Here is a 13618-nt window from a genome sequence, read left to right on the forward strand (position 1 = left end):
CGCGGGACCGCCATGCCGGACGCAACGAAACGCCATCTGGAATCGGCTGTCGGCTACGGCATCGGCTGTGCCGTCCTCGGCCTGTTCGGCGCCGCCTGCCTGACGGTCTTCGCGCTGCTGGCGCTGGCCATGCCGATGACCGTCTCGATCGTCACCGGCGCGCTGGGCGTGCTGGCGTTTCTGGGCTGGCGCAAGCGGCGCCGGCGTCAGGCGACCGAATCCTCCAGTGCCTCCATGTCCTCGTCCGACAGGCCGAAATGATGGCCGATCTCGTGGATCAGGACATGTGAGACGAGGCTGCCGAGCGTCCCCTCGTGCTCGGCCCAGTAATCGAGGATCGGCCGGCGATAGAGCAGGATCCGGTTCGGCAGTTCGCCGGTGACCGGGCTGCCAAGATCGCCGATGCCGCGGCCCTCGAACAGGCCGAGAATGTCGAAGGGGCTGTCGAGCGCCATCTCCTTGACGACGTCGTCGTCGGGAAACTCGGCGATGAGGAAGCGGATCTCGCCCGACAGGGCCCGGAACTCGGCCGGCAGCTCGTCATAGGCCTTGATGGCGATGGCCTCGATCACGTCGAGGCCCGGCGCCATCCGCCCCTCCCAATCCGCGGGCGTCGCGCCGTTCATGGGCGGATTTCCTGATGCTGGCCGTCGCCGGGCGCGGTCTGGCCGTACCAGGCCGCGGCGGCCTCGATCTGCTCCTCGGTGAGGTGCTTGGCGATGTTGGTCATGACATGGGCATAGGCGGTGCCGCCGCGCTCCCCCTCCTTCCACAGATGCAACTGGGTCTTCAGATACCATTCGGGCTGGCCGGCCAGCCGCGGATAGACGGCGTTGCGAGCCGGCTCGCGATTGGCGCCATCGGCGCCGTGGCAGCTTTCGCAGGCCGGCAGCTTGCGCTCCGGCAGGCCGTCTTCGGCAAGCCGTCGGCCCAGCCCCAGGAGCCCCTCTCGCGTATTCGGCGGGCCCGATGCCGCTTCCTCCGGCACGGCGCGTTCGGTCTCGGTCTTCGGCGCTTCGGCAGGTGGCGTCGCGGCGGCTGCGTCTGTTCCGACCCCACCGGTCGCCGCCGGGCTGCCGGGTCCTTCGACGGCGGCGAAATGCTCGGCGAGCCGCGCCAGCATCTCGGCATCGTAGCGCCGGGCCGGCGGCTGCATGAACCCGCTGGCGCGGTCGCCGTTGGAATAGGCTTGCAGGCTGGCCAGAAGATAATCGGCCGGCTGTCCGGCCAGAACCGGAAAGGCACCGTCAGGTCCGCGGCCATAGCCGTCGCGGCCGTGGCAGCGGGCGCAATCGGCCAGCGCGTCCTCGAAGGCGAGTTCGGCGCCGTTGGACAGGACGGCGTTCTGCGCGCCATTGCCGCCGTCGAGCCGGCCATCGGCGCCGCTCGCCAGCGCCAGATCGTCATAGGCGGCCGGCGACATGCCGGGCAGGGCGCGCAGGAAGGCCACCTGCGCCCAGACCTCGTCGGCGCGGGCCTGCGTCGGCCAGGCCGGCATGCCGGTATATTTGATGCCGTGCTGGACGATCCAGAACAGCTCGCGGTCCGACCATTCCGGCACACGTCCCTCGAGGCGTGGCGGGTGCGGCGTCATCGACAGGACGACCGGCGACTGGGCCTCGGTCGGGCTGCCATGGCAGACGGCGCAGCCGGTGGCGAAATGCCCGGCGCCGCGCTTGACCAGCGCCGGGTCGGACAGGTCGAGATCGTCGGGAATGCTGACCGCCAGCGACTGCTTCTCGGCGGCGTTGCCCATGACCCAGTGGAGGAACCAGCCGAAGGGCGGGAAATGCCCGGAGGAGGCGGAGATCGGCACCATGCCGGACCAGCCGAGGGCGAAGGCGGCAACGACGACGGCGGCCGCGGCGGCGCCGATCCGCTTCCAGGTCAGGATGAAATCGATCCGCTTGCGCATTACCGGCAGTCCGCGATCATGATGACGGGCAGGACGTCGAAGATGACGCCGACGAAGGACAGGGCGGCGAGCAGCAGCGTCGAGAATTCCAGAAACCGCTCGCGATCCTCCGGCGTGTCGCGATCGTGGCGATGGCCGCCGCCCCCGGCCGACCAGTCCCGCCAGGCGCGGCGAAAACCATAAGCGATGGCCAGCAGCGACAGGAGGGTGACGACGCCGATGGCGATCCGCGCCGTCGCCAGATCCTTGAACAGCCAGCTCTGGGGCGCGCAGGCATAGGCCGCCACCGTGTAGCTGAACAGGAAGTGCAGCGCCCAGACCAGCGGTGCCGCGATCAGCGTCCACAGATCGTCATAGGTGCGTTTGTCGACCGACATGTTCGCCTCCTAGACCAAGAGCGGGAAGAGCGAGATCGTCACCACGGTTGCCAACGCGGTTGCGGCCATGAAATGCCAGTAGAGCGCGACATTGTGGATATCGATGTCGAAGACCGGCGTCAGCCTGCCGGCCAGCGAACGGGCAAGGCAGTAGGCCAGCATCAGCGCGCCGACCGCACCATGGGCGGCGGTCCAGATGACCAGGGTCCAGACGATCGCCGGATGGACATGGACTGTCGGGTCCATGTTGGTGGCGTAGGGCGCCCAGACCAGGGCCGCCGCGGCCGCCAGGCTGATCGCCGCCGCACCGCCCATCAGGAGCCGCGACAGGCCGACATGCGCGCGGCTGTTGGCGACGAGCGCCGCTTGCGCGCCGATCCAGGCCGCCGCGAACAGCCCCAGCGACACCAGCGGCCAGAGCAATCCCGGCCCTTCCGAGACCGGCGGCGGGAAGTCGGCATGGATGGTGAAGAAGAAGTAATAGCCGAAGGCGAGCCCGGCAAAGGCGGTGCCGTCGCCGATCATGGTGATGAACATCGCCCACCAGCCGACCGAATGCGGGCCCGACGTATAGAGCGGCAGCGACAGGCCGCGTCCGACGTCCTTCTCCATCTTCTCCGGGACGACGGCGGTGCCGCGCCACAGCCAGAGGATGATCGCCGCCGTCGCCAGCACCATCGCGGCGATGGTGGCGTACCAGTAGTGGAAGGTGGCGAGGATGAAGACCGCGCCGAGGAAGACCGCCGCCCAGAAGGTCATGAAGGTCGGCCCCGGCACCCGCAGGCACTGGATCGGCCGGCCGTCGAGGACGCTGGTGACGATGGTCTCGCGCTTCATCTCGACGGCGTCGGGCAGATAGAACCGGCCCTTATCGACGTCGTCGATGAAGTTCGGCTGGTCCCAGATCGGATAGCGGGTGCGCACCAGCGGGATCGAGCGCACGCCCCAGGCTTCGCCGGGCATCTCGCCGAGCCATTCCAGCGTGCCGGCGTTCCAGGGATTGCGCTTGGCATAGGGCTCCTTGCCGCGCGGCCGCAGGACGTCGGCCACGACCACCAGGAAACCGGCGGCGAAGACGAAGGCGCCGATGGTCGAGATCAGGTTGGGGATCCCGAGCCCCAGCGCTTCCGGATAGGTCCAGACCCGCCGCGGCATGCCCATCAGGCCGGACCAGTGCATCGGCATGAAGGCGACGTTGAAGCCGACGAACATCAGCCAGAAGGCGATCTTGCCGAAGCGGTCGGACATTTTCCGCCCACCGATCAGCGGCCAGTAATAATAGACGCCGGCCATCAGCGGAAACAGCATGCCGCCGATCAAGACGTAATGGAGGTGGGCGACGATGAAATAGGTGTCGTGGGCCTGCCAGTCGAAGGGCGCCAGCGCGATCATCACGCCGGTCAGCCCGCCGATGACGAAGATCGCCAGGAAGCCGGAAACGAACAGCATCGGCACCGAATAGATCACCCGGCCGGTCAGAAGCGTCGCCAGGAAGACGAAGATCTGCACGCCGGTGGGGATCGCCACGGCTTCCGAGGCCGCCGAGAAGAAGCCGAGCGAGATCGACGGCAAGCCCGTGGCGTACATGTGGTGGACCCACAGGCCGAAGGACAAGAAGCCGGTGCCGACGGCCGCCAGCACGATCCAGGAATAGCCGAGGATCGGGCGCTGGGCGAAGGTCGGCACGATCATCGCCAGCAGCGCGATGGCCGGCAGGAAGACGATGTAGACCTCCGGATGGCCGAAGATCCAGAACAGATGCTGCCACAGCATCGGGTCGCCGCCCCGCGTCGGGTCGAAGAACGGCCAGTTGAACAGCCGTTCCAGCTCGAACAGGATGTCGCCGGCAATCAGCGGCGGGAAGGCGAAGAGGATCATCCCGGCGACGACCAGCACGTACCAGCCATAGAGCGGCATCAGGTTGAGCCGCATGCCGGGCGGCCGGCATTTGAGCGTGCCGACGATCAGCTCCACCGCCGCGGCGATCGAGGCGACCTCGATGAAGGACAGGCCCAAGAGCCAGATGTCCGGGCCGTAGCCGGGCGAGAACCGCTCCTGCGTCGTCATCGGCGGATACATGAACCAGCCGCCCTCGGGGGCCGAATCGAAGAAGATCGAGCCGCAGACGAAGACGCCGCCGATCAGGAAGCACCAGTAGCCGAAGGCCGACAGGCGCGGGAACGGCAGGTCGCGCGCCCCCAGCATCTGCGGCAACAGGATGATCGCCACGGCCTCGAAGATCGGTACCGCGAACAGGAACATCATCACGGTGCCGTGCAGCGTGTAGACCTGGTTGTAGAAGGACGCGGTCAAAAAGTCGTTGTCTGGCACCGCCAGCTGGCTGCGGATCATCAGGCCGAGAACGCCGGCAAACAGCATGAAGGCGAAGGAGGTCGCGGTGTACCAGATGCCGACTTCGGTGTTGTTGACCGCCGACCAGTAGCGCCAGCCCTTGGGGGCGGCCCAGACCGTGCGCAGCCGGTCCTCCTGCTCGCGGCGGACGGCCGGGTCCTCCTGGTCGCGATCGCTCGCGCCGGTGATCGCCGGGTTGTCGAAGGGTATCTCGCTCATTCGAGGCGTCCGAGCCATTGGGCGATCGCGTCGATCTCGGCGTCCGGCAGGACGCCGAAGGACGGCATCTCGACGCCCGGCTTGACGTGATCGGTGGAGTGGATGAAGCGGGCGATATTGGCGACATTCGTCGGCAGCAGGCCGGCGGCGATGGTCTGGCGCGAGGCGATGTGGGTCAGGTCCGGGCCGACGCGGCCGTCGGCCTCGGTGCCGCGGACCGTATGGCAGGCGCCGCAGCCATTCTTGAGGAACAGCGCCGCGCCGGGATCGTCGGTGACGGCTGCCGGCTGGGCCAGGGCCGCGACGCGCGCGTCGTACTCGGCCTGCGGCACCACCACGACGCGCAGCCCCATCTGGGTATGGGCGTCGCCGCAGAATTCGGCGCAGACGCCGTTATAGATGCCTTCGCGGGTCGGCTCGAGCACCAGCCGGTTGACCCGGCCGGGAATGGCGTCGGTCTTGCCGGCAATGGCGGGAACCCAGAAGGAATGGATCACGTCGGGACTGCCGAGCAGGATCTCCGTGCGTCGGCCAAGCGGCAGCCAGAGCTCGTTGGCGCTTTCGACGCCGCCGGCGGGCAGGCTGCGCACCGCGCCCGGCTCGCCCTCGACATCATAGGAGATGCGCCACCAGAAGCGCTCGCCCGAAACCGCGATGGTCGGCCCGTTTGCGGGGCGGCGCAGCTCCGGCATCATGGCGAGCCCCCAGATCAGGAGGCCGGCGAGGACGACGACCGGAAAGACACCGCCGCCCCAGATGATCAGGTAGAGGCCGGTGCGTTCGCTGTGGGCACGGGGCCGGGTCTTGGTGGCGTAGATGCCGAGCCCGATGACGAACAGCCAGATCGCGACCGATCCGACCAGCATGACCCAGAACAGGAAGGCGACGTCGGTGGCCTCGGCGCCGGCGCCCTCGAAGACCGATTGCGGTCCGGCGCAGCCGGCCAGGAGTGCCAGTCCGGCCGGGGCGGCGAGACGCGCGACCCGGCCCGGCCGCAAGGCGGCGGGCAATCTGCGACGGCTGGAGGTCCCGGTCGTGAGCGGCCGCGATGCCGGCATCGTCATCCTTTCGATATGGCGCGGTCGCCGGATTTCCGGACGCCCCTCGTGGCGCCCTTATCGGCAGATAGGCGCCGTCCAGGCTTCGGCCAGAACGAAAGTGACGACCGCGCCCACATCGCTCTCAGCGAGCCGGATCATTGGAAATTGCGGCCCTTGGGCAGCACCTCCCGGCTCTGGCGTTCGGCCATGCTGCGCTGGATCGGGCCGTCGCTCGCCGCCACCATGCGCAGGTGCCGGTGGGCCAGCCGCTTCTCGTCGATCGGTCGGCGCACCTCGTCGGCGCGGGCAAGGGCGGCGCCGAGCGAGACGGCGAGCTCCGCCGCGTCCACGTCGCCGGCCTTCGCCGCGTCGTGCGAAAGGCCGGGCGGACGGCTGGAGGGGCGCCGCAGCGGGCTCTTCACGTGGTCGGCAGGGGCCAGGGCGTAGTCCGTCGTCGCGCCGCCATCGGCAACGCACATCAGGAGCGGCGTCAGGTCCTCGATGGTCTGGGCGACGACATGGATGACGCCGTGGTCGGACTGCATCCGGCCGGTCACCTTGACGAAACGGGCCCCCAGGACGAGGGCGCGGTGGCTTTCGAAAACCTTCGGCCAGACGATGATATTGGCGGTGCCGGTCTCGTCCTCGATGGTCATGAAGATGACGCCCTTGGCCGAGCCGGGCCGCTGGCGGATCAGGACGAGGCCGGCGACCGTGACCCAGCTACCCGAGCGCAGGCGCTCCAGCCGTTCGTCGGGGATGACCCGCAGGGCCTCGAGGTCGCGGCGCACGAAGCTCACCGGATGCGCCTTCAAGGACAGCGACAGGAAGCGATAATCGTTGATCACCTCCTCGCCGACCGGCATCGGCGGCAGCGTCGCATCGGGCTCGGCCTGCAGGTCGCGGGTCGCCGCCTGCTCGAACAGCGGCAGCCGCTCCGACGAGCCCTTGGCGTCGAGCGCCCGGCAGGCCCACAGCGCGTCGCGGCGGCTGTAGCCCAGCGAGGCGAAGGCGTCGGCATCGGCCAGCCGCTCGATGGTCGCGCGCTTCAGCCCCGAGCGCAGCCACAGGTCGCGCACGGAATCGTAGCCCGCGCCCCGCGCCGCCACCAGCGTGCGCATGTCGGCCTCGCCGAGGCCCTTCACCTGCCGGAAGCCGAGACGGACCGCGTGGCGCGTGCGGATATGGTCGCGCATGCCGGCATTGCGCGCCTTCATCCGCCCGGGGTCGAAGTCGGCCGCCTCCAGCGTCTGGTCCCAGTCGGAGCGATTGATGTCGACCGGCCGCATCTCGACGCCGTGCTCGCGGGCGTCGCGCACGATCTGCGCCGGGGCGTAGAAGCCCATCGGCTGGGCGTTCAGGAGGGCGGCGGCGAAGACGTCCGGATAATGGCATTTCAGCCAGCAGGAGGCATAGACCAGCAGCGCGAAGGAGGCGGCGTGGCTTTCGGGAAAGCCGTATTCGCCGAAGCCCTCGATCTGCTTGAAGCAGCGCTCGGCGAAGTCGCGTTCGTAGCCGCGCGCCACCATGCCCTCGACCATCTTCTTCTGGAAGGTGTGGATGGTGCCGACCCGCCGGAAGGTCGCCATGGCGCGGCGCAGCCGGTCGGCCTCGTTGGGCGTGAAGCCGGCCGCGACGATGGCGATCTTCATCGCCTGTTCCTGGAACAGCGGCACGCCGAGGGTGCGGCCGAGCACCTCGCGCAGTTCCTCCTTGGGGAAGGTGACCGGCTCCAGCCCCATCTTGCGGCGCAGATAGGGGTGGACCATGTCGCCCTGGATCGGCCCGGGCCGCACGATCGCCACCTCGATGACCAGATCGTAGAAACAGTCGGGCCGCAGCTTGGGCAGCATGGTCATCTGCGCCCGGCTCTCGATCTGGAAGACGCCGAGCGTGTCGGCGCGCTGGATCATCGCATAGGTGGGCTGGTCGTCCTGGGCCTTCGACAGATCGGCCAGCGTCAGCGGCAGGTCGTAATGCTGCTGCAGGAGATCGAAGGCCCGGCGCAGGCAGGACAGCATGCCCAGCGCCAGGATGTCGATCTTCAGGATGCCGAGCTCGTCGAGATCGTCCTTGTCCCACTCGACGATGGTGCGCCCCTCCATGCCGGTGTTGAGGATCGGGACCACCTCGTCGATGCGGCCCTTGGTGATGACGAAGCCGCCGACATGCTGGGACAGATGCCGCGGAAAGCCGGCGAGCTCGGCGGAGAAGGACAGGACGTTGGCGGTGGTGGCGTCCTTGGCCGACAGGCCCGCGGCCGCGGCTTCGCGCTCGCCGAGATCGGCGGAGGAATAGCCCCAGACCGAGCCGGACAGGGCCGAGACCGCATCTTCCGACAGGCCGAACGCCTTGCCGACCTCGCGGGCGGCCGAACGCGCCCGGTAGGTGATGACGGTGGCGGCGATGGCGGCGTTGTCGCGGCCGTAATGCTCGTAGATGTATTGGATCACCTCCTCGCGGCGCTCGTGCTCGAAGTCGATGTCGATGTCCGGCGGCTCGCGCCGGTCCGAGGAGATGAAGCGCTCGAACAGCAGGCCGGCCCGCTCCGGCGAGACCTCGGTGACGCCGATGCAGAAGCAGACGACGGAATTGGCCGCCGAGCCGCGGCCCTGGCACAGGATGCCCTTCTCGCGGGCGCCCTTGACGATGTGGTGGACGGTGAGAAAATACGGCTCGTACTGCAACTCGCCGATGATCTTCAGCTCGTAGTCGATCCGCGTCGTCACGCTGGCCGGCACACCCTCCGGATAGCGCCAGCGGGCGCCCTCATGGGCGAGATGGCGCAACTCCTCGGCCGGCGAGCGCGACAGCTTCAGCGCCTCGTCGGGATATTCGTAGGCGAGGCTCTTCAGGTCGAATTGCAGCTCGGCGAAGAACCGGCCGGTCTCGGCGATCGCCTCGGGATAATGGCGGAACAGCCGCTCCATCTCGTGCGGCGCCTTCAGATGCCGCTCGGCATTGCGCGCCAGAAGGAAGCCGGCCTCGGCCAGCGGTACATGCTCGCGGATCGCGGTCATCACGTCCTGCAGCCGCCGCCGGCCGGGCGCGTGGTGGAAGGCGTCGTTGGTGGCCAGCATCGGCGTGCGGCACCGCGCGGCCAGGTGCGCCGCCCGCGCCATGCGGCGTTGGTCGAGCCCGTCATGGGCCGGCGCGACGGCCAGGCGGACGGCGCCGCCGAAGGCCTCGCGCAGCCGGTGCAGCGGGTCGGCGAGGCCGGCCTCCATTGCCGCGGCGTCGCCGTCCTGGCCGCAGCCGAGCGCCTGCGGCGCGATCATCGCGAGGTTCAGCCCCTCGCCCCATTCCAGAAGGTCGGCAAGGGTTAGGATGCAGCTGCCCTTGGTCGCCCGCAGATTGCCGCGGCTCAGAAGCCGGCAGAGCCTGCCCCAGCCGGCGCGGTCGCGCGGATAGGCGAAGATGTCGGGCGTCGCGTCGGAAAACACCAGCCGGGCGCCGGGTGCATAGGGCAGTTCCGCCTCGCGGGCGGCCTGATGGGCGCGCACGACGCCGGCCACGGTGTTGCGGTCGGCAATGCCGAGGCCGGCGAGCCCCAGCCGATGGGCGGTGACCACCAGCTCCTCCGGCTGCGACGCGCCGGCAAGGAAGGAAAAGCAGCTGGCGACGCCGATCTCGGGAAAGGCCCGGGGCTCGCGATAAGGCTCGATCCTCATGCGAAGATGCCGTGCAGGAACCAGGCCGGGCGCCCGTCCGGCACCTGCAGTTCGGGGTCGACGGCCGGATCGGCGCAGCCCTCACGAAACAGCCAGAAGCGGCGGCCGGCCTCGTCCTCGACGCGGTAATAGTCGCGGGCCGCCGCGTCGGGCTGGCGCCACCATTCGCCGGCGATGCGCTCCGGCCCCTCGGCGCGGCGCACCACGTGCAGCGCCCGGCGCCAGCGAAATTTCAGCGGCGCGCCGTCCGGCACCTCGAAGCTCGCCTCGATCGCTTCCGGCATGGCGAGCAGCCGCAGCGGCCGCGGCGCCGTCTGCGGCGCGGCGACCGGTGCCGGCCTTGCCAGCGCGGCCGAGCCCGCCACCATCGGCCGCCAGCGCTCGGCCCGCTCGGGCCAGTGGCTGGCGACGGCGTCGAGCCGCAGGACGCTGGCCTCGCCGAGCCGCGCCCCGAGCCTGTCGACGAGGCTGCCGAAGGCGTCGCTGCCGACGGTCTCGCCGGACAGGTCGGTCTGCAGGTCTGGCATCGGCTCGGTGGCGTAGATGGCGAGCTTGACGAGATCGTAGCCGAAGCCGGCGTCGAACTCCTCGCCGAGCCCCTTCATGCGCTCGCGGAACAGGCGCTGGATGGCGGCGGGCTCGCGCACCGGCCGCGAGGCGCCGACCACCAGCCGGTTGACCGCGCCGTCGACGCGAAACAGCGACAGTTCGAGCTGCCGCGCCCCGACGCCGCGCCGCTCCAGATCGCCCTTCATCCGCGCCGCCAGCAACAGGAGGATGCGCTCGACGTCGTCGGTCAGGCTGATCGGCTCGAACAATCGCCGCTCGGCGGTCAGGTCCGGTACCGGCCGGCGCGGGCTGATCGGCCGGGAGGCGCGGCCGAGCGCGGTGTCGAGGCGGGCGAGGAGATCTTCGCCGAAGCGCCGCGCCAGCCCGGCGCGGGGCAGCGCCAGCAGCGCGTCGATGGTCTTCAGGCCGAGACGGCGAAACATCGCCGCGACCGGCGGCTCCAGCCGCAGCGCGGCGACGGGCAGCGGCGAAACGGCGGCCAGCTCGTCATTCTCGGCGACGATGGCGCCGCCGCGCCCCTTGCCGCCGCCGACCAGCGCCAGGGCCGTGCCGGCATGGCTGGCGATCGCTGCAAGCGCGGCGAGGCCCTGATGGAACAGCCGCACCAGGAGATCGTCCATCAGCGCCTTCTCGCCGCCGAAGAGATGGGCGCAGCCGGAAATGTCGAGGACGAGACCGTGCGGCGCGTCGAGGGCGACGAGCGGCGTGTAGCGGTCGCACCAGTCGGCGACCGCCTCCAGAAGCCGCCGGTCGGCCGCCGGGTCGGCAAGCATGACCTCCATGTCCGGAAACCGCGCCTTCGCCTCGGCCAGGCCGCTGCCCGCCGCAAGCCCCATGGCCTCGGCTGCCTCGCAGGTCGCCACGATGCGGTTGGCGTTGCCGACGGTCTCGTAGAGCGCCAGCGGCGCCGGGCGGCCGCTTTCGCCATCGCCGTCGTCGGCCGCTCCCTTACGAGGCGCGTCGGAGCGCCACGACCGTCCCATCCGCTCGCGCCGGATCCGGTCCGTCGACAGCCGTGGAAACGACAGGGCGAGATAGCGGTTCGGAACGGGCCGGGGGGCCGAAACGTCGCTCATGGGAATTCCACTCCAGGACTACATGCTGCGGGCGACCGTCGCGGGATTTCTCCACCGTGACGTCGAAGACCGGGTGGCCGATGAGCTTGTCGCGATCGGCCAGGTCGGCGACGTGGCTCGCCGGCCCCGGCCGGATCCGCAGTCGCAGCGGCGCGGCGGTGGCCTCGGGACAGGCGCTCTGGCGCAGCAACAGCAGAGGCAGGCCGGCGTCGCGGGCGCGCAGATGCAGCCTCCGGGTGCCGTCGAGGCCGAGCCGGGCGGGATTGCCGCGCACTTCCAGGATCGCCATGGCCAGCGCCCGCGAGGTGGCGGCCTCCTCGCCGGCCCAGGCCGCCTCGTCGAGCTTGCGGGTCTTGACGAGGCAGAGCGCGGCGGGGTCGAGGCCGAAGCTCGCAAGCCCCGGCAGATAGGGAAGCCCGGCCTCGGAAAACGCCATCATGTCGCCGATCCACAGGAGCGGCCGGTCCGGGCGGGCGCCGAAGCGGATCGCCAGCGCCAGCGCGAAGCCGGCGAGCGAGCCGCCGTCGCGGGTCTCGTCGAGATGGATTTCGGCCAGTCCCGCCGCCGGAAAGCCGCCGCCGAGCGCCGCATCGGCCGCTGCGTCGCCGAGCGACAGGAGCTTCGGCATCGCGCGCCGCACGGCTGCCGCATCGCCCTGGTGGCGGGTGTCCGCAGCGGTGTTTTCCATCCGGCAGACCGGCTCGCCCTCGATCTGCGCGATGCGCTCGCGTAGCTCCGACAGGGCACGATTCCTAGCAAAATCCCGGTCCGTGCCATACAGGCGAACGGGCGCGGGCGGGGCCGCGCGCCGGGAGGCGGTCAGCGCGGCGGGATCGGTTGAGGCCATAGGATTCTCCTTCGATCACAAGGGATTCGCGATCGCTCCGCCTCACCAAGAGGTTTGTTCCTGATATGTTCCTATGGATTCCAGAGCGGCCCTGGAGAGTCAAGCCGAGTCTGCTCAGGGCCCGAGCGCCGTTTCCGGAAAGGGCAGGATTCCTAATCCCCTGTCTTGCGACAACCACGCAAAAAGGCCGTCGCGAGGGTGTCGCGACGGCCTTTCGAAAGGTCTGTGGATGATGGGTGCAGTCAGGTGTCCTTGGTGACGTGCGGCCGTTCGCCGACGAAGAAGAACGGCCGCAGGCGTACGCCGAGAACCGAGCCGGCATAGGCGGCGACCAGCCACAGCCAGCCATGCAGGCTGCCCGAGGCGATGCCGCCGAAATAGGCGCCGATATTGCAGCCGAAGGCGATTCGCGCGCCATAGCCCAGCAGCAGTCCGCCGATCGCCGCGGCCAGGATGGAGCGCAGCGGAATGGCGAAGTTCGGCGCCAGCCGGCCGGCGAGGGCCGCGGCGAGGAGGGCACCGAGGATGATGCCGAAATTCATCACCGAGGTGATGTCGGCGAAGATGCTGGAGGACAGCGCCGTCGCATTGCCCGGCTTCTGCCAGTAGGACCAGGCGGAGGGATCGACGCCGCCGAGTTCCGACAGCTTGGCGCCCCACAGGGCGAAGGCCGAGGTGATGCCCCAGGGGCGCCCGGCCAGCGCCAGCGTGACGAAGTTGAGCAGCGCCAGCGCGATGGCGCCGGCGACCAGCGGCCACGGCCCGCGGGCAAAGCGTGCCAGACCGTGGCGCTTCGGTGCGTCGGCCTGCTCCAGCCCGCCATGGCGGCGCTTTTCAACGAGGATCGTCACGGCCGCGATGGCCGCGAAGAGGGCGAAGGACAGGACGATGCCCAGCGGCGCGCCGACACTGTCGACGACCGAGACCGGCTCGAAGGCCGGCAGCGCCATCCACCAGTCGAAATGGATCGTCGCCAGCAGCGAGCCGATGATGAAGAAGGCCAGCGTGATCAGCATGCGGGCATTGCCGCCGCCGGCGGTGTAGAGCGTGCCGGAGGCGCAGCCGCCTCCCAGCTGCATGCCGATGCCGAAGATGAACGCCCCGACCAGCACCGAGGTGCCGACCGGCGAGACGAATCCCGAGACTTCCTGGCCGAACAGGCTGCCTGCGGCCAGCGCCGGGAAGAACAGCGCGACGGCGATGGCGAGCATCACCATCTGGGCGCGCAGGCCCCGGCCGCGACCGTCGCGGATGAAGTTGCGCCAGGCCGAGGTGAAGCCGAAGGCGGCATGGTAGAGGACGAGGCCGAAGGCGCCGCCGACGACGAAGAGCGCGGCGATGCGCGGGCTCTGGCCGAAGGCGAGACCCAGCGCGCCGATGAGGGCGAGGCCGAGCGCGACCCAGGCGGCCGGGCTCACGGCGCCGCTGCCGGGGGCGCGGCCCGCCATGGTGATCTGCGACATGGATGTCTCCGTGGAAATGCAGGCTGTTGCGACGACAGATAGGGTCGGGCTGCGGGGCCGACGACGCACAGCATGCTCCGCCCGGCAG

10 protein-coding genes are annotated in these 13618 nt (G+C 69.8%); 1 reads left to right on the forward strand and 9 read right to left on the reverse strand.

Annotated features, from left to right (window positions below):
- The first annotated feature begins 12 nt into the window (after positions 1-12).
- The gene (locus H536_RS0104705) at positions 13-261 is read left to right on the forward strand and encodes a phage holin family protein (protein WP_024349367.1); all 249 of its coding nucleotides are present in this window, start codon (positions 13-15) and stop codon (positions 259-261) included.
- On the opposite strand, the gene H536_RS0104710 is transcribed toward H536_RS0104705, so the two are convergent.
- From H536_RS0104710 to H536_RS0104750, 9 genes are all read right to left on the reverse strand, one after another.
- Positions 207-626: a metallopeptidase family protein gene (locus tag H536_RS0104710; RefSeq protein ID WP_024349368.1), complete on the reverse strand. Its 420-nt coding sequence runs from the start codon at positions 624-626 to the stop codon at positions 207-209. The two genes, H536_RS0104705 and H536_RS0104710, sit on opposite strands and share 55 nt — an antisense overlap.
- Positions 623-1915, reverse strand: a complete 1293-nt coding sequence (locus tag H536_RS0104715) for a c-type cytochrome (RefSeq protein ID WP_024349369.1) — start codon at positions 1913-1915, stop codon at positions 623-625. The genes H536_RS0104710 and H536_RS0104715 overlap by 4 nt, the downstream gene beginning before the upstream one ends.
- Positions 1915-2292: a hypothetical protein gene (locus tag H536_RS0104720; protein ID WP_009211180.1), complete on the reverse strand. Its 378-nt coding sequence runs from the start codon at positions 2290-2292 to the stop codon at positions 1915-1917. The genes H536_RS0104715 and H536_RS0104720 overlap by 1 nt, the downstream gene beginning before the upstream one ends.
- A 9-nt stretch (positions 2293-2301) precedes the next feature.
- Positions 2302-4863, reverse strand: a complete 2562-nt coding sequence (gene ctaD, locus H536_RS0104725; protein ID WP_024349370.1) for a cytochrome c oxidase subunit I — start codon at positions 4861-4863, stop codon at positions 2302-2304.
- Positions 4860-5921, reverse strand: a complete 1062-nt coding sequence (coxB, locus tag H536_RS0104730; protein ID WP_342341759.1) for a cytochrome c oxidase subunit II — start codon at positions 5919-5921, stop codon at positions 4860-4862. Before coxB ends, ctaD begins: the two co-directional genes overlap by 4 nt.
- Positions 5922-6058: 137 nt before the next feature.
- Complete coding sequence (locus H536_RS0104735) at positions 6059-9574, reverse strand: error-prone DNA polymerase (RefSeq protein ID WP_024349372.1); 3516 nt, start codon at positions 9572-9574, stop codon at positions 6059-6061.
- Positions 9571-11127: a Y-family DNA polymerase gene (locus tag H536_RS0104740; protein ID WP_024349373.1), complete on the reverse strand. Its 1557-nt coding sequence runs from the start codon at positions 11125-11127 to the stop codon at positions 9571-9573. Before H536_RS0104740 ends, H536_RS0104735 begins: the two co-directional genes overlap by 4 nt.
- Positions 11093-12067 (reverse strand): ImuA family protein, encoded by a 975-nt coding sequence (locus H536_RS0104745; protein ID WP_024349374.1) that lies wholly within the window; start codon positions 12065-12067, stop codon positions 11093-11095. The genes H536_RS0104740 and H536_RS0104745 overlap by 35 nt, the downstream gene beginning before the upstream one ends.
- Before the next feature lie 242 nt (positions 12068-12309).
- Positions 12310-13530 carry a YeeE/YedE family protein gene (locus H536_RS0104750; RefSeq protein WP_024349375.1) on the reverse strand — a complete coding sequence of 407 codons (1221 nt, stop codon included), beginning with the start codon at positions 13528-13530 and terminating at the stop codon, positions 12310-12312.
- Positions 13531-13618: the final 88 nt, after the last annotated feature.

The sequence above is a fragment of the Aurantimonas coralicida DSM 14790 genome, from assembly GCF_000421645.1.
Taxonomy (GTDB): Bacteria; Pseudomonadota; Alphaproteobacteria; order Rhizobiales; family Rhizobiaceae; genus Aurantimonas; species Aurantimonas coralicida.